Origin of the sequence: Streptomyces afghaniensis (assembly GCF_044327915.1) — a bacterium.
In the GTDB taxonomy this organism is placed as follows: domain Bacteria; phylum Actinomycetota; class Actinomycetes; order Streptomycetales; family Streptomycetaceae; genus Streptomyces; species Streptomyces afghaniensis.
Genome location: NZ_JBIRGJ010000002.1, coordinates 709,903 through 725,976 on the forward strand (window position 1 = coordinate 709,903; position 16,074 = coordinate 725,976).

A 16,074-nucleotide genomic window follows, 5' to 3' on the forward strand; every position below is an offset into this window, starting at 1 on the left:
GGGCACGGTTCCGCGATAAACAACTTAGGTTAGGCTTACCTAAGTTGAACCAGCGGTTCCAGCCCGCCCCTGTCCCGCACCGGACTGTCCCCACCGGAGGACCCCTACATGCGCTCGCACCTGCTCAACGACACCACCGCGGAGCAGTACCGCCGCTCCGTGACCGACGGAGTCGAGCGGGTGGCCGCCAGAATCGCCACCACCGAACGGCCCTTCACCGGCGTCACCGTCGACGCCCTCGCTCCCGCCATCGACGCGATCGACCTCGACAAGCCGCTGCACGACACCGCCGCGGTGCTCGACGAACTGGAGGACGTCTACCTCCGGGACGCGGTCTACTTCCACCACCCCCGCTACCTCGCCCACCTCAACTGCCCGGTCGTCATCCCGGCCGTGCTCGGCGAAGCCGTCCTGTCGGCCGTGAACTCCTCCCTGGACACCTGGGACCAGTCGGCCGGCGGCACCCTCATCGAGCGCAAGCTGATCGACTGGACGACCGAGCGCATCGGTCTCGGCCCCGCCGCCGACGGGGTGTTCACCTCCGGCGGCACCCAGTCCAACCTCCAGGCGCTGCTGCTCGCGCGTGAGGAAGCCAAGACGGACACACTCGCCAAACTGCGCATCTTCGCCTCCGAGGTCAGCCACTTCAGCGTGAAGAAGTCCGCGAAACTGCTGGGCCTGGGCCAGGACTCCGTGGTCTCCATACCCGTCGACCACGACAAGCGCATGCAGACCGTCGCCCTCGCCCGCGAGCTGGAGCGCTGCAAGCAGGACGGCCTCGTGCCCATGGCTGTCGTCGCCACCGCAGGCACCACCGACTTCGGCTCGATCGACCCGCTGCCCGAGATCGCCGAGCTGTGCGAGCAGTTCGCCGCCTGGATGCACGTCGACGCCGCCTACGGCTGCGGCCTGCTCGCCTCCCTGAAGCACCGGGACCGGCTGAACGGCATAGAGCGCGCCGACTCCGTCACCGTGGACTACCACAAGTCCTTCTTCCAGCCGGTGAGTTCGTCCGCCGTGCTGGTCCGCGACGCGGCCACGCTCCGGCACGCCACCTACCACGCCGAGTACCTGAACCCGCGCCGCATGGTGGAGGAACGTATCCCCAACCAGGTGGACAAGTCCCTGCAGACCACCCGCCGCTTCGACGCCCTCAAGCTGTGGATGACCCTCAGGACCATGGGCGCCGACGGCATCGGGCAGCTCTTCGACGAGGTGTGCGAGCTGGCCCGGGAGGGCTGGAAGCTGCTCGCCGCCGACCCGCGCTTCGACGTCGTCGTGGAGCCGAGCCTGTCCACCCTGGTCTTCCGCTACATCCCGGCGTCGGTCACCGACCCCGCCGAGATCGACCGCGCCAACCTCTACGCCCGCAAGGCCCTGTTCGCCTCCGGCGACGCCATCGTCGCGGGCACCAAGGTCGGCGCCCGTCACTACCTGAAGTTCACCCTGCTCAACCCCGAGACGCAGGCGTCCGACATCGCCGCCGTCCTCGATCTGATCGCCGGCCACGCCGAGCAGTACCTGGGAGAGTCCCTTGACCGCGCGTCCTGAAAACCCGAACAGAATCCACGACTTCGTGGGCATCGGGCTCGGCCCCTTCAACCTCGGCCTGGCCTGCCTCACCGAGCCGATCGACGAACTCGAGGGCGTCTTCCTGGAGTCGAAGCCCGACTTCGAGTGGCACGCGGGGATGTTCCTCGACGGCGCCCACCTCCAGACCCCGTTCATGTCGGACCTGGTCACCCTCGCCGACCCGACGTCCCCGTACTCCTTCCTGAACTACCTGAAGGAGAAGGGCCGGCTGTACTCGTTCTACATCCGCGAGAACTTCTACCCGCTGCGCGTCGAGTACGACGACTACTGCCGCTGGGCCGCCAACCAGCTGCGCAGCGTCCGCTTCGGCACGACGGTGACGGAGGTCCGGTACGAGGACGACGTCTACGTCGTGCACACCGAGGCCGGAGACGTCTTCCGCGCCCGTCACCTCGTCCTCGGCACGGGCACCCCGCCCCACATCCCCGAGGCCTGCCAGAACCTGGGCGGCGACTTCCTCCACAACTCCCGCTACCTGAGCCACAAGGCGGAGCTCCAGAAGAAGGACTCGATCACGATCGTCGGCTCCGGCCAGTCGGCCGCCGAGATCTACTACGACCTGCTCAGCGAGATCGACGTCCACGGCTACCGGCTGAACTGGGTCACCCGCTCCCCGCGCTTCTTCCCGCTGGAGTACACCAAGCTCACGCTGGAGATGACGTCGCCGGAGTACGCCGACTACTTCCGCGAGCTGCCCGAGGCCACCCGCTACCGCCTCACGGCCGAGCAGAAGGGCCTGTTCAAGGGCATCGACGGCGACCTGATCAACGAGATCTTCGACCTGCTCTACCAGAAGAACCTCGGCGGTCCCGTGCCCACGCGTCTGCTCACCAACTCCTCGCTGACCAGCGCGGCGTACGAGAACGGCACGTACACGCTCGGCTTCCGCCAGGAGGAGCAGGGCAAGGACTTCGAGCTGACCTCCGAGGGCCTGATCCTGGCCACGGGCTACCGGTACGCCGAGCCGGAGTTCCTGGGGCCCGTGCGTGACCGCCTGGTCTACGACTCCCGGGGCAACTTCGACGTCGCGCGCAACTACGCCATCGACGTCACGGGCCGGGGGATCTTCCTCCAGAACGCCGGCGTCCACACCCACAGCATCACCAGCCCCGACCTGGGGATGGGCCCGTACCGGAACGCGTACATCATCCGCGAGCTGCTCGGCACCGAGTACTACCCGGTGGAGAAGACGATCGCCTTCCAGGAGTTCTCGGTATGAGCGCCACCACCGGCATCGGCACGTTCACCATCCGCCCGCTCGACCCCCTGAAGGACGCCGAGCTGCTGCACTCCTGGGTCACCCACCCCAAGGCGGCCTACTGGATGATGCAGGACGCGAAACTCCAGGACGTCGAGCGCGAGTACATGCGCATCGCGGCGCACGAGCATCACCACGCCTACCTCGGTCTGCACGAGGGCCGGCCGGCCTTCCTGATGGAGAAGTACGACCCCCGGTACGTCGAGCTGACCGGGCTGTACGAGCCGGAGCCCGGCGACGTCGGCATGCACTTCCTGGTCGCGCCGACCGACCGGCCGATCCACGGCTTCACCCGGGCCGTCATCACCGCCGTGATGGACGAGCTGTTCGCCGACCCGCGCACCCGGCGGGTCGTCGTGGAGCCCGACGTGAGCAACGAGGCCGTGCACGCGCTGAACGAGGCCGTGGGCTTCGTGCCCGAGCGCGAGATCGACAAGCCGGAGAAGCGCGCGCTGCTGAGTTTCTGCACGCGAGAACAGTTCCTGGCCGCCCGAGGAGTAGCCGTATGACCCTGTCCGACGCCGTAGCGCATCTGTCCCCCCACCGCTGGGCGCGGGCCAACCGCCTCCTGATCCGCAAAGCGCTCGCCGAGTTCGCGCACGAGCGCCTGATCACCCCTGAGCAGGACGGGGACGGTTACGTCGTCCGCAGCGACGACGGCCAGACCCGGTACACCTTCACGGCCACGCTCCGCGCCCTCGACCACTGGCAGGTCGACGCCGAGTCGATCACCCGGCACCGGGACGGCGCCGAACTCCCGCTCGCCGCCCTGGACTTCTTCATCGAGATGCAGAAGTCCCTGGGCCTGAGCGACGACATCCTGCCCGTCTACCTGGAGGAGATCTCCTCCACCCTCTCGGGCACCTGCTACAAGCTCACCAAGCCGCGGACCACGGCCGCCGAGCTCGCGCGCGGCGACTTCCAGACCATCGAGACCGGCATGACCGAGGGCCACCCCTGCTTCGTGGCCAACAACGGCCGGCTCGGCTTCGGCATCCACGAGTACCTGTCGTACGCGCCGGAGACGGCGAGCCCCGTCCGGCTCGTCTGGCTCGCGGCACACCGCTCGCGGGCCGCGTTCACGGCCGGTGTCGGCATCGAGTACGAGTCCTTCCTGCGCGAGGAACTGGGCGCGGAGACCGTCGAGCGCTTCCACGGCGTCCTGCGCGAGAAGGACCTGGACCCGGCCGACTACCTCCTCATCCCCGTCCACCCCTGGCAGTGGTGGAACAAACTCACCGTCACCTTCGCCGCCGAGGTCGCCCGGGGGTACCTGGTGTGCCTGGGCGAGGGCGACGACGAGTACCTGGCCCAGCAGTCCATCCGGACCTTCTTCAACCGGACGAGCCCCGAGAAGCACTACGTGAAGACGGCCCTGTCCGTCATCAACATGGGGTTCATGCGGGGGCTGTCGGCCGCCTACATGGAGGCCACGCCCGCGATCAACGACTGGCTGGCCCAGCTCATCGACAACGACGAGGTCCTGAGGTCGACCGGCCTGTCGATCATCCGGGAGCGCGCCGCCGTCGGCTACCGGCACCTGGAGTACGAGCAGGCGACGGACCGCTACTCGCCGTACCGCAAGATGCTCGCCGCGCTGTGGCGGGAGAGCCCGGTGCCGTCCCTGAAGGACGGCGAGTCCCTGGCCACCATGGCGTCCCTGGTCCACGTCGACCACGAGGGTGCGTCGGTCGCGGGCGCCCTGATCGAGCGGTCGGGCCTCGCCCCGACCGAATGGCTGCGCCGCTACCTCCAGGCCTACTTCACGCCCCTCCTGCACAGCTTCTACGCCTACGACCTGGTCTTCATGCCGCACGGCGAGAACGTCATCCTCGTGCTGAAGGACGGGGTCGTGCAGCGCGCGATCTACAAGGACATCGCCGAGGAGATCGCCGTCATGGACCCGGACGCGGTACTGCCGCCGACGGTGGAGCGGCTGCGCGTGGAGGTCCCGGAGGACAAGAAACTCCTGTCGGTCTTCACGGACGTCTTCGACTGCTTCTTCCGCTTCCTCGCGGCGAACCTCGCCTCCGAGGCCATCCTGGAGGAGGACGACTTCTGGCGCACGGTCGCGGAGGTCACCCGCGCCTACCAGGACTCGAGGCCCGAACTCGCCGACAAGTTCCAGCAGTACGACATGTTCGCCCCGGAGTTCGCCCTGTCCTGCCTCAACCGCCTCCAGCTCCGCAACAACGAGCAGATGGTCGACCTCTCGGACCCGTCCGGCGCCCTCCAACTGGCCGGCACCCTGAAGAACCCGATCGCGCAGTTCTGACCCCACAGACAGACGGGCACCCCGGAGTACGGTCCTCCGGGGTGCCCGTCCTTGTCGGCATGCCTTCAGCGGCGCGGGGAACCGCGCGTGCTTTCAGGGGCGCGGGGAACTGCGCGACAAGCCCCCACCGGCCCGCAGTCGCATCACCGCCCAGCCGCCCCCCACGGCACCTGCGGCGACCGGTACCACTCAACCCCCAGGGCGTTCCACCGCTCAGCCTGCGCAGCAAGCCGCACCTTGTACCGCTCCCAGTCATGCGTACCAGCCGTCGACCACCCCACCTCGGCAACCCCGGGCAACCGCGGAAACGTCATGTACTCGATGTGCCCGGAGTTCTCGATCGTCTCCGTCCACAACGGCGCCTCGACCCCCCGCACGGCCCCCTCCGGCACCCCGGGCAAATAAGCTCCCGGATCCCAGTCGTAGGCCCGCCGCACCTCGACATACCCCGCCCAGGACAGCCCGAGCGGCGTGTCCTTCGTGTACTTCATGTCGAGATAGGCCCGGTCGGCCGGAGACAGAATCAGCCCCGTCCCGCTCTGCGCGGCCTTGACCACCCGCGCCTTCTCCTCGGCGCTGGTGCTGTCGAGCCCCCAGTACTGGACGAGCGCCCCCTTCACCGGGGTCGCACCGGTCAACTGGTGCCAGCCGACGACCGTCTTGCCGTACTTCGCGACGACCGGCTGCACCCGGTCCATGAACTTCACGTAGTCCTCATGGCTGGTGGAGTGCGCCTCGTCGCCCCCGATGTGGAGGTACTTGCCCGGCGTGAGCGCGGCCAGCTCCCGGACCACGTCGTCCACGAAGTCGTACGTGATCTCCTTGCCGACGCACAGCGAGCTGAAGCCGACCTCGGTGCCGGTGTAGAGCGGGGGCGCGACGCCGTCGCAGTTCAGGTCGGCGTAGGAGGCGAGGGCCGCGTTGGTGTGGCCCGGCATGTCCACCTCGGGGACGACCTCCAGATAGCGGGAGGCGGCGTACCGCACGATCTCCTTGTACTGGGCCTTGGTGTAGTGGCCGCCGGGGCCGCCGCCGACCTCCGTGGAGCCGCCGTAGGTCGCCAGGCGCGGCCAGGAGTCGATGGCGATGCGCCAGCCCTGGTCGTCGCTGAGGTGCAGATGCAGCTTGTTGATCTTGTAGAGGGCGAGCTGGTCGATGTAGCGCTTGACCTGGTCGACGGTGAAGAAGTGCCGGGAGACGTCGAGCATGGCGCCACGCCAGCCGTAGCGCGGGCTGTCCTGGATGGTGCCGCCGGCGACCAGCCAGGGGCCGGGCTGGACGGTGTCCTTCTCGACTGCCGCGGGGAGGAGCTGGCGCAGGGTCTGGACGCCGTGGAAGAGACCGGCGGGCTGGGCCGCGGTGATGGTGACGCCGCCCCGGCCGCTGTCGAGGCGGTAGCCCTCGGCACCGAAGGGGCCCTGGGCGAGGCGCAGCCGGATGCCCCCCGTGCCGTGTTCGGTGACGGGGAGACGGTAGCCGGTCGAGGGCCGCAGGACGGCCGCGAGGTACTCGGCGACGCGCCGCGCCTCCGGCGAGTCGACGTGGATGTGCGTGCCGCGGGTGATCCGGTAGGGAGACCCGCCCGGGGCGACCGAGGCGGGCGCGGGGATCACCCGGTCGAGCGGGGTGGGCGCTGCCGCCTGTGCGGGGGCGGCCCCTGCCATGGAGAGGCCCATCCCGACCAGCAGCAGGGAACCGAGCAGGCGAAGCGTTCTGTGGCGCGGTCTCGCACGGCCGTCTCTCACAAGCGTGTCCCTTCCCTGGGCCGTTGAGCTCCAAAAGGTCTGGACCACTCTCTCGTGAGACCGGTGGAACAATCCACCCCATGGCGGAAATCATCCAGAAGGACGGCACATGGGCCTTCGACGGCGACGCCCTGCGGCTGACCCCCGGGCGGGACAGGAACGTCAGTCTGCTGCGCAGGGAACTGGGTGAACTGGTCGTCCCGCTGGGGGCGTTGGCCGGGATCTCCTTCGAGCAGGGCAGGAAGGCCGGGCGGCTCAGGCTCCGTCTGCGCGACGGCGCCGACCCGCTGCTGCACGCCACCGGCGGCCGGCTCACCGAGCCCCACGACCCGTACCAGCTGATCGTCGAGTCCGACCGCTACGGCGTCGCCGAGTACTTCACCGACGAGGTCCGTAACGCCCTGCTCCTGGACCAGGTGCCGAGCGAACCGGTGGACGAGTACCTGCTGCCGGGCCCTTCCGTGCCCCTGTCGGTCTCCGCCGGAGACGGCACCGCCGGCTTCGACGGCGAGCGCATACGCCTGGAGTGGAACTGGAAGACGGAGGACGCCAAGGCCGCCGCCGGTGCCCGCACGCTCGCGCTCACCGACATCACGGGCGTGGAGTGGCAGCCGGCCGCCGGCCTGGAGAACGGCTACCTCCGTTTCACCGTGCGGAACGCGCCCACCAAGGCCCCGCCCAAGTACGACCCCAACGCCGTGGAACTGTGGGGCTTCAAGAAGGACCCGCTGATGGCGCTGGTCGCGGCGGCGGTCCAGGCCAGGCTTCCGCACCCGGCCCGGGCCGCCGCCGAGGTGCGGGACGCACGACCGGAACTGCCTTCTCCCCCGGTCGCGTCCGCCGAGGACGATCACGACGCCCTGCTGCGCCGCCTGCGCGAGCTCGGCGAGCTGCACCGCACGGGCGTGCTGACGGACGACGAGTTCGCGCTGGCCAAGCAGGCGATCCTCAAGCGGATGTGACAGCCTCGGGCGCTACTTCGCCCGGCGCGCCACCGTGAAGTGGTCCACCTGGTCACCGGTCTCGGCGATGCCGCGCACCGTCAGCGTGGCCAGGTGCCCCTTCGGCGCGGGGGTGACGTCCACGCGCAGGAAGGAGTAGTCGAGGTAGCGCACCCGCGACCAGGCGACGGTCTCGTTCTGCTTGCCGCCCTTGACGTTGACGAACGAGGACACGGAGTCCACGTCGTGCTCGTTGCCCTCGTACGACAGCGGGGCGCTGAACGCGTAGAGGCTGCGGCCCGCCGCACCGGCCGTCACGTACACCACGCCGTCGGTCTCGGGGTAGGCCGTGCCGCCGATCGGGAGCTTCCTGGTGACCTTGTCGCCCTTGATGACGTCGGTGCGCTCGTACTGGTGGTTGTGGCCGTTGATGACCAGGTCCACGGTGTACTTCTCGAACAGCGGCACCCACTCCTGCCGGACCCCGCCCTCGGAGGCGTGCGAGGTGGAGGTGCAGTAGGCGCAGTGGTGGAAGAACACGACGATGAAGTCGATGTCGTGCGCGGCCCGGTACTGCTTCAGCTGGGCTTCCAGCCACTTGGTCTGGGTGCCGCCGGAGATGCCCAGGTTGGCCGGGATCTCGAAGGAGATGTCGTTGGCGTCGAGCGAGATGACGGCCGTGTTGCCGTAGGTGAAGGAGTAGACGCCGGGGAGGTTCTCCTTGTCGGGGCCGTTGTCCGGGAGGGTCCAGCGGGCCTCCTCGCCGCCGTAGCCGTTGGGCGAGTACCAGGCCTCCATGTCGTGGTTGCCGTAGGCGGGCATCCACGGGACGGACTTGGCGACGGACTCGGTCTGGGCGAGGAACTGGTCCCACACGCGCGAGTCGAAGCCGGTGTCGTCGGTCCTGCCCTGGCCGGTGGGGTCGCCGTACGCGATGTCGCCTGCGTGCAGGTGGAAGGCCGGGTTCTGGCCGAGGAGGAGGCTGTTGTTGGCGAGGGCGTGGTAGCTGACGCCCTCGTCGCCGAAGGCCGTGAAGGTGAACGGCGTCTTGTGCGCGGGGGCGGTGGTGAAGGTGCCGAGGGTGCCCAGCAGGTGCGGCTCGGCCGGGTCGAAGCCCTGGTGGCCGACGCCGTAGTAGTACGTCCGGCCCGGGCGCAGGTGGGTCAGCTTGGCGTGGACGTAGTACTGGGTGTGGTTGCCGCTCGCGCCGACACCGGCGGGCGTGAAGAGGGTGCGGACCTCGGCGTCGATCTTCCGGGAGAGGTCCGTGGGGTGGGCGCCGATCCGGATGAACGGCTTCTTGACGGCGACCGGGACCTGCCAGGAGACGGTCATCTCCGTGCGCGGGTCGGTGCCGTAGGCGAGGTGGCGGCCGAAGGGGGCCACGTGGGTCCCGTCGACGGTCTCGGTGCTCGGCCGCCCGCTCGGTACGGCGGCCTGGGCGGTGGCGCCCGGCACGAACGCGCCACCGGTGACGGCACCGAGCGTGACGGCACCGCCTCTGATCATCGTGCGCCGGGAGAACCTGGCGCGCAGGTACTCGTGCTGCTCGGCCATGCTCATGCGCTCGGCGAGCCGCTCGGGTACGCCCATACGAGGAATGTCCATGGCGTCACAAGCTGCTCGGCTTACACATCCGCCCGGGGAACAACCGCCCATCAGACTCCCATGGGCGTCCCATAAGTGCTCCAACACTCATCTGCCCGAAACCGGGCAGAATTCTTGCGAAAGCGCCGCCGGTACCCCAGGATCTAGCGAGTGCACGACGAACTGGTTGATCATCTGACGCGGTCCACGCCCCTCAGCCGGGGCGAGGCGCTGCGCGTGATCCAGGACGTGCTCGCCTACTTCGACGAGACGACCGAGGAGTACGTCCGTCGCCGCCACCGCGAGCTCCAGGCCCAGGGCCTGGTGAACGCGGCGATCTTCGAGCGGATCGAGGCGGATCTCAAATATCGCGCGGTGGCACCGCCGGAGCTCTCGCTCCGGCAGCTGCGGCGCATCGTCTACGGCTAGGAATGCGTATATATGTGCGGCATTGTCGGTTACATCGGGAAGCGTGACGTCGCTCCCCTCCTCCTGGAGGGCCTCCAGCGCCTGGAGTACCGCGGGTACGACTCCGCGGGCGTCGTCATCACGTCCCCGAAGGCCTCCGGCCTGAAGATGGTCAAGGCCAAGGGCCGCGTCCGCGATCTGGAGGCCAAGGTCCCGGCCCGCTTCAAGGGCACGACCGGCATCGCCCACACCCGCTGGGCCACCCACGGCGCCCCCTCCGACGTCAACGCCCACCCGCACCTCGACGCCGAGGGCAAGGTCGCCGTCGTCCACAACGGCATCATCGACAACGCCGCCGACCTGCGCCGCAAGCTGGAGGCGGACGGCGTCGAGTTCCTCTCCGAGACCGACACCGAGGTCCTCACCCACCTCATCGCCCGCTCGCAGGCGACGAAGCTGGAGGACAAGGTCCGCGAGACCCTCCGGCTCATCGAGGGCACCTACGGCATCGCCGTGCTGCACGCCGACTTCCCCGACCGGATCGTCGTCGCCCGCAACGGCTCCCCGGTCGTCCTCGGCATCGGCGAGAAGGAGATGTTCGTCGCCTCGGACATCGCCGCGCTGGTCGCCCACACCCGCCAGATCGTCACGCTGGACGACGGCGAGATGGCCACCCTGAAGGCCGACGACTTCCGCACGTACACGACGGAGGGCACCCGCACCACCGCGGAGCCCACCACCGTGGAGTGGGAGGCGGCCTCCTACGACATGGGCGGCCACGACACCTACATGCACAAGGAGATCCACGAGCAGGCCGAGGCCGTGGACCGCGTGCTGCGCGGCCGCATCGACGACCGCTTCTCCACCGTGCACCTGGGCGGCCTCAACCTCGACGCCCGCGAGGCCCGCCGCATCCGCCGCGTGAAGATCCTCGGCTGCGGCACCTCGTACCACGCGGGCATGATCGGCGCCCAGATGATCGAGGAGCTGGCGCGAATCCCCGCCGACGCCGAGCCGGCCTCGGAGTTCCGCTACCGCAACGCGGTGGTCGACCCCGACACCCTCTACATCGCCGTCTCCCAGTCCGGCGAGACCTACGACGTCCTCGCCGCCGTGCAGGAGCTCAAGCGCAAGGGCGCGCGGGTCCTGGGCGTGGTGAACGTGGTCGGCTCCGCGATCGCCCGCGAGGCCGACGGCGGCATCTACGTCCACGCGGGCCCGGAGGTCTGCGTCGTCTCCACGAAGTGCTTCACGAACACCACGGTCGCCTTCGCGCTCCTCGCCCTCCACCTCGGCCGCACCCGCGATCTCTCGGTCCGCGACGGCAAGCGGATCATCGCGGGCCTGCGCAAGCTGCCCGCCCAGATCGCCGAGATCATGGAGCACGAGGAGGACGTCAAGAAGCTGGCCCTGCAGTTCGCCGAGGCCCGCTCGATGCTCTTCATCGGCCGGGTGCGGGGCTACCCGGTGGCCCGCGAGGCCTCCCTGAAGCTCAAGGAGGTCTCCTACATCCACGCCGAGGCCTACCCGGCCTCCGAGCTCAAGCACGGCCCCCTGGCCCTGATCGAGCCGGCTCTCCCGACGGTCGCGATCGTCCCCGACGACGACCTCCTGGAGAAGAACCGCGCCGCGATGGAGGAGATCAAGGCCCGCAGCGGCAGGATCCTCGCGGTGGCGCACCAGGACCAGGAGAAGGCCGACGAAACCATCATCGTCCCGAAGAACGAGGACGAACTCGACCCCATCCTGATGGGCATCCCCCTCCAACTCCTCGCGTACCACACGGCCCTGGCCCTGGGCAGGGACATCGACAAGCCGAGGAACCTGGCCAAGTCGGTGACGGTGGAGTAGAGGAGGCCAAACAAAGAGGACGGACCCCCACGCGCTGCCACCCAGCGCAGGGGGTCCGTTTTCATCGCCGGGAAGCCGCCCAACTCCCCGGCCTGCGCAGCTAACCGGTGGCCGTCACTCCCCGGCCGGCAGCGCGTCGCGGAACCGCCGTCGGCCAGTGCGCGAGCACCGCCGTGGCCGCGTACCAGGCAACGGCCCCCGCGGCCACGGCGAACCACCCACCGACCTTCGCGAGCCCGTCGTTCCCGGCGAACACGGCGATCGCGAGCAGCAGCAGCGAGACGAAGAGCAGCCCGTACACGCCCTGCCCGAGCTGGTCCCCACCGGCAAGCGCCAGAGACAACGCCACCAGCGCGAACAACAGCAGGAACAGCCCTGCCGCGTTGCCGGACACCTGCGCGTCGGCCGACACGGCCCAGGTGAACCACAGCGCCCCGAGCACCGAGAACGCCGTCCCACCGGAGGAGTCCCCGCCCCGCAGGGCCAGCAATCCGGCGGCGAAGAGGGCGATGCCGCCCACATACCGGGCGACGGACACGGCGTCAGCGGCTGACACCCCGTCGAGCACAGCGGTATGCCCCAGCCCGAAGGCCAACAGGGTGATTCCGAGGGCGAGTCGACCGGCCACGGTCGTGATTCCGCTTCCCGCGGAGACGTCTTTGTCCACGGCGGGCTCCCTTCGTGCATGTGCAGTTGTGCGGTGTCCCGTATATGCCCTTCACAAGGGCACAAACACCTCTACGCACGAGTAGATTTACGCACTGCACAGGGAGAGCAAGGGAGTTGGCCCTCAGGGAATGACGACGACGGGCCGCTTCGCCCGCTTGGCGAGCCGTCCGGCGACGGAGCCGAAGATCCGCCCGACGATGCCGTGGGTCGACCCGACGACGATCGCGTCCGCCTCGTACTCCCGGCCGACCTCTTCGAGTTCGTGGCAGATGTCGCCGCCGCGCTCGACCAGGATCCAGGGCACCTCGGCGAGGTAGTCCGCACAGGCCAGCTCAAGACCGAGCACCTCGGTCCGGTGGTCCGGCACGTCCACGAACACGGGCGGCTCGCAGCCGGCCCACACCGTGGTCGGCAGCCGGTTGGCGACGTGGACGATGATCAGGCCCGACCCGGAGCGATGGGCCATGCCGATCGCGTACGCCAGGGCGCGCTCACTGGACGTGGAGCCGTCGAAGCCGACGACGACCCCGTGCTTGAAGGCGGGATCGCAGGAGTGGCGAGGCTCTTCCGCCGCCAGGGGCTCGGCCGCCGTGGGATCGGCGACGGGCCGCTTGCGGTCCGCGGGTTCGAAGAATTCGTGACCGGCCATGGCTGTCTCGGCGTTGTGATCCTTTATGGGAGGGACAACAGTGTGCGGCGGAGCTGTGTCCGGGAATGGTCTTCCCAACCCCATACCCCCAAGGGTACGGCGGCACGCCTCCTTAGCCCAGATCCCGCCCGCCGTGCGTGCGGGTTCCAGGGAGCATGCACGAGGCGACGCCCGTAACGCAATGGTTGCTGCGCTGTACAGGCGGTTTGCACAGGATTCACTTGCCCGTGGAGGTGGTCCGGTCAGACAGTGACCTGCTCACCGGCCACGCGTTGAACCCCGTGAGTCACGCCACAGGGAGCACGCATGCCCGGACCCCGCCCCGCCTCCGAGGCGGACCGCGCGGCCCCGCCGCCGCGGGACACCGCGACGGACGTGGTCCGCTGGGCGGCCTTCAGCTGCCTGCTCGTCCCGGCCGTGCTCCTCGGGTACGGCGCCTCCTTGTCCGGTGCCGCCGGCACGGCCCTCGGGCTGGCGGCCGTCACGGGCGCGTGCCGGGTCCTGCTGCGGCAGTCCGAGCGCGGCGCGGCCCGGCTGGCGGCCGAGGACCGGGCACCCCACCGGGGCCGGCACCACCGCACGGGAACGGGGTCACACCGTGGCGGACGGCACACTGGCGGGGATACACCGGTCGGCTGACCGGTTTCCGCGCACGGGCACGCTGCTTTTCAGCCAACTTCTCACACCTGTGCATCACCCTCCCTGACCACCCCCCAACCCCCGTTCGACCTGCACGGAAAGGGCCTCAGGGGTGCTGCGCACCCTACGCGGATTGGCCACTGCCACAAGGCGCACTTCCCTGCACGCCCCACGAGTGCAACGCTTCGTGATCGAATGCTTCACGCCAAGTTGCCAAGTCGACAATGTGCCGAGTGCCGAACCGGCCACTGCGGCGCGACGGGACACAGTAGATTCGATCTTGACTGTCTACGGCGGGGGACTCGTGCAGGACCGAGGGGAAACGTGCAGGAGCGACACAACCGAGGAGCCGCGACCACCGAGGGGGGCTTAGCAGTATGAGCCACGACTCCACTGCCGCGCCGGAAGCCGCGGCCCGGAAGCTTTCCGGGCGACGTCGCAAGGAGATCGTCGCGGTGCTGCTGTTCAGCGGCGGCCCCATCTTCGAGAGTTCCATACCTTTGTCGGTGTTCGGGATCGACCGCCAGGACGCCGGCGTGCCGCGCTACCGACTGCTGGTGTGCGGCGGCGAGGACGGCCCACTGCGGACCACAGGGGGCCTGGAACTCACCGCACCGCATGGCCTGGAAGCGATCTCACGCGCGGGCACGGTCGTCGTACCGGCCTGGCGTTCGATCACTTCTCCGCCACCGGACGAGGCGCTCGACGCGCTGCGCCGGGCACACGAGGAGGGCGCCCGCATCGTCGGGCTGTGCACCGGTGCCTTCGTCCTCGCGGCGGCGGGCCTGCTGGACGGCCGGCCCGCGACGACACACTGGATGTACGCGCCTACGCTGGCGAAACGCTATCCGTCGGTGCACGTCGATCCGCGGGAGTTGTTCGTCGACGACGGCGACGTGCTGACGTCGGCAGGCACCGCCGCGGGCATCGACCTGTGCCTGCACATCGTGCGCACGGACCACGGCAACGAGGCCGCAGGGGCCCTGGCCCGGCGCCTCGTCGTGCCCCCGCGCCGAAGCGGCGGCCAGGAGCGCTATCTCGACAGGTCTTTACCAGAGGAGATCGGCGCCGACCCGCTCGCCGAGGTCGTCGCCTGGGCGCTGGAGCACCTCCACGAACAGTTCGACGTGGAGACGCTGGCGGCACGCGCGTACATGAGCCGTCGTACGTTCGACCGCCGCTTCCGCTCGCTGACCGGGAGCGCGCCGCTGCAGTGGCTGATCACGCAGCGGGTGCTCCAGGCGCAGCGCCTGCTGGAGACGTCGGACTACTCGGTGGACGAGGTGGCGGGGCGCTGCGGCTTCCGGTCGCCGGTCGCCCTGCGCGGGCACTTCCGCCGCCAGCTGGGCTCGTCGCCGGCCGCGTACCGGGCGGCCTACCGCGCCCGGCGCCCGCAGGGCGAGCGGCCGCAGGACACCGAGGCCGCACCGGGCGGTCCGGGGTCCGGCATGTCCGGGCACCCCGGCCAGCCGGGCCAGCAGCAGCCCGCCTCGCTGCATCCGGAGCACCCCGTCCCGCTCCAGTCCCGCCGTACGGCGGCGGCGAGCGCGGTCGGATCGTCCCCGGCCCTGTCCGCGTCGGCGTCGGCCGCGCCGGACAACGGGCGGGACGCGTACGTGCCGAGCCGGGCGAGTCTGCCGGGGCAGCGCAGCGCGACGTGATGTGAGCCGGTGACCGGGCCCGCGTGGAGGAAATCTCCGCGCGGGCCCGGCGCCGTTTTCGGGGTCGGCGCGCCCTCGGCCGCGAGGCCGGCGCACCTGGCGGCCACAAGGTCACCGCACGGCCGGTCCGGCCCGCGGCGGCTCACCGTAAGGTTAGACACATGAACGATCGCATGGTGTGGATCGACTGCGAGATGACCGGCCTCTCGCTGTCGGACGACGCGCTCATCGAGGTGGCCGCCCTCGTCACCGACTCCGAGCTGAACGTGCTCGGCGATGGCGTGGACATCGTCATCCGGCCGCCGGACCGGGCGCTGGAGACGATGCCGGAGGTGGTGCGTCAGATGCACACCTCGTCCGGGCTGCTCGCCGAGCTGCCGGACGGCACGACGCTGAAGGACGCCGAGGAGCAGGTCCTGACGTACGTCAGGGAGCACGTCAAGGAGCCGGGCAAGGCCCCGCTGTGCGGCAACTCCGTCGGCACGGACCGCGGCTTCCTGCTGCGCGACATGCCGACGCTGGAGGACTACCTGCACTACCGGATCGTCGACGTGTCGTCGATCAAGGAGCTGGCCCGCCGCTGGTACCCGCGGGCGTACTTCAACAGCCCGCAGAAGAACGGCAACCACCGGGCGCTCGCCGACATCCGCGAGTCCATCGCGGAGCTGCGCTACTACCGCGAGGCCGTCTTCGTCCCGCAGCCCGGGCCCGACTCGGACACCGCGAAGAAGATCGCCGCGAAGCACGTGCTGCCTGCGCAGTAGCCGTGCCGGGGGCCCGTGGAGGGGCGCCGCGAAA

General features: G+C 69.7%; 14 protein-coding genes. 10 read left to right on the top strand and 4 right to left on the bottom strand.

Going from position 1 to position 16,074, the window contains the following annotated elements; genetic code table 11:
- Window positions 1-108 precede the first annotated feature (108 nt).
- From desA to ACH4G3_RS09395, 4 genes are read left to right on the top strand one after another with little or no spacing between them, the layout of a single operon-like run.
- Window positions 109-1,551 carry a lysine decarboxylase DesA gene (gene desA, locus ACH4G3_RS09380; protein ID WP_397623905.1) on the top strand — a complete coding sequence of 481 codons (1,443 nt, stop codon included), beginning with the start codon at window positions 109-111 and terminating at the stop codon, window positions 1,549-1,551.
- On the top strand, window positions 1,535-2,812 hold the full coding sequence (locus ACH4G3_RS09385; protein WP_397623906.1) for a lysine N(6)-hydroxylase/L-ornithine N(5)-oxygenase family protein: 1,278 nt from the start codon (window positions 1,535-1,537) through the stop codon (window positions 2,810-2,812). The genes desA and ACH4G3_RS09385 overlap by 17 nt, the downstream gene beginning before the upstream one ends.
- Entirely contained in the window at window positions 2,809-3,360 is a 552-nt protein-coding gene (locus tag ACH4G3_RS09390; protein ID WP_397623907.1) for a GNAT family N-acetyltransferase, read from the top strand. Before ACH4G3_RS09385 ends, ACH4G3_RS09390 begins: the two co-directional genes overlap by 4 nt.
- The gene (locus tag ACH4G3_RS09395) at window positions 3,357-5,126 is read left to right on the top strand and encodes an IucA/IucC family protein (RefSeq protein WP_397623908.1); all 1,770 of its coding nucleotides are present in this window, start codon (window positions 3,357-3,359) and stop codon (window positions 5,124-5,126) included. The genes ACH4G3_RS09390 and ACH4G3_RS09395 overlap by 4 nt, the downstream gene beginning before the upstream one ends.
- 143 nt (window positions 5,127-5,269) lie before the next feature.
- On the opposite strand, the gene ACH4G3_RS09400 is transcribed toward ACH4G3_RS09395, so the two are convergent.
- On the bottom strand, window positions 5,270-6,802 hold the full coding sequence (locus ACH4G3_RS09400) for a beta-N-acetylhexosaminidase (RefSeq protein ID WP_397624101.1): 1,533 nt from the start codon (window positions 6,800-6,802) through the stop codon (window positions 5,270-5,272).
- Window positions 6,803-6,951: 149 nt separating this feature from the next.
- Between ACH4G3_RS09400 and ACH4G3_RS09405 the strand changes: the two genes are divergently transcribed.
- On the top strand, window positions 6,952-7,833 hold the full coding sequence (locus tag ACH4G3_RS09405) for a DUF4429 domain-containing protein (protein ID WP_397623909.1): 882 nt from the start codon (window positions 6,952-6,954) through the stop codon (window positions 7,831-7,833).
- Window positions 7,834-7,845: 12 nt separating this feature from the next.
- On the opposite strand, the gene ACH4G3_RS09410 is transcribed toward ACH4G3_RS09405, so the two are convergent.
- Window positions 7,846-9,405: a purple acid phosphatase family protein gene (locus ACH4G3_RS09410; protein ID WP_397624102.1), complete on the bottom strand. Its 1,560-nt coding sequence runs from the start codon at window positions 9,403-9,405 to the stop codon at window positions 7,846-7,848.
- A 165-nt stretch (window positions 9,406-9,570) separates the two neighbouring features.
- Between ACH4G3_RS09410 and ACH4G3_RS09415 the strand changes: the two genes are divergently transcribed.
- Both ACH4G3_RS09415 and glmS read left to right on the top strand, forming a co-directional pair.
- Entirely contained in the window at window positions 9,571-9,828 is a 258-nt protein-coding gene (locus ACH4G3_RS09415) for a hypothetical protein (protein ID WP_031114246.1), read from the top strand.
- A gap of 12 nt (window positions 9,829-9,840) precedes the next feature.
- Window positions 9,841-11,658 carry a glutamine--fructose-6-phosphate transaminase (isomerizing) gene (glmS, locus tag ACH4G3_RS09420; protein ID WP_397623910.1) on the top strand — a complete coding sequence of 606 codons (1,818 nt, stop codon included), beginning with the start codon at window positions 9,841-9,843 and terminating at the stop codon, window positions 11,656-11,658.
- 100 nt (window positions 11,659-11,758) lie between these two features.
- Here the strand turns inward: glmS and ACH4G3_RS09425 are convergent, their stop codons facing one another.
- Together ACH4G3_RS09425 and ACH4G3_RS09430 are read right to left on the bottom strand one after the other, a co-directional pair.
- Complete coding sequence (locus ACH4G3_RS09425; protein WP_397623911.1) at window positions 11,759-12,325, bottom strand: GPR1/FUN34/YaaH family transporter; 567 nt, start codon at window positions 12,323-12,325, stop codon at window positions 11,759-11,761.
- 123 nt (window positions 12,326-12,448) lie between these two features.
- Window positions 12,449-12,976, bottom strand: a complete 528-nt coding sequence (locus ACH4G3_RS09430) for a universal stress protein (RefSeq protein WP_020277234.1) — start codon at window positions 12,974-12,976, stop codon at window positions 12,449-12,451.
- Between the two features lie 306 nt (window positions 12,977-13,282).
- On the opposite strand from ACH4G3_RS09430, the gene ACH4G3_RS09435 reads away from it, so the two are divergent.
- The 3 genes from ACH4G3_RS09435 (at window position 13,283) to orn (ending at window position 16,040) form a co-directional block, all read left to right on the top strand.
- Window positions 13,283-13,615: a hypothetical protein gene (locus ACH4G3_RS09435; RefSeq protein ID WP_243380590.1), complete on the top strand. Its 333-nt coding sequence runs from the start codon at window positions 13,283-13,285 to the stop codon at window positions 13,613-13,615.
- 377 nt (window positions 13,616-13,992) lie between these two features.
- On the top strand, window positions 13,993-15,276 hold the full coding sequence (locus ACH4G3_RS09440) for a helix-turn-helix domain-containing protein (protein ID WP_397623912.1): 1,284 nt from the start codon (window positions 13,993-13,995) through the stop codon (window positions 15,274-15,276).
- 161 nt (window positions 15,277-15,437) lie between these two features.
- The gene (gene orn / locus ACH4G3_RS09445; RefSeq protein ID WP_397623914.1) at window positions 15,438-16,040 is read left to right on the top strand and encodes an oligoribonuclease; all 603 of its coding nucleotides are present in this window, start codon (window positions 15,438-15,440) and stop codon (window positions 16,038-16,040) included.
- Window positions 16,041-16,074 lie beyond the last annotated feature (34 nt).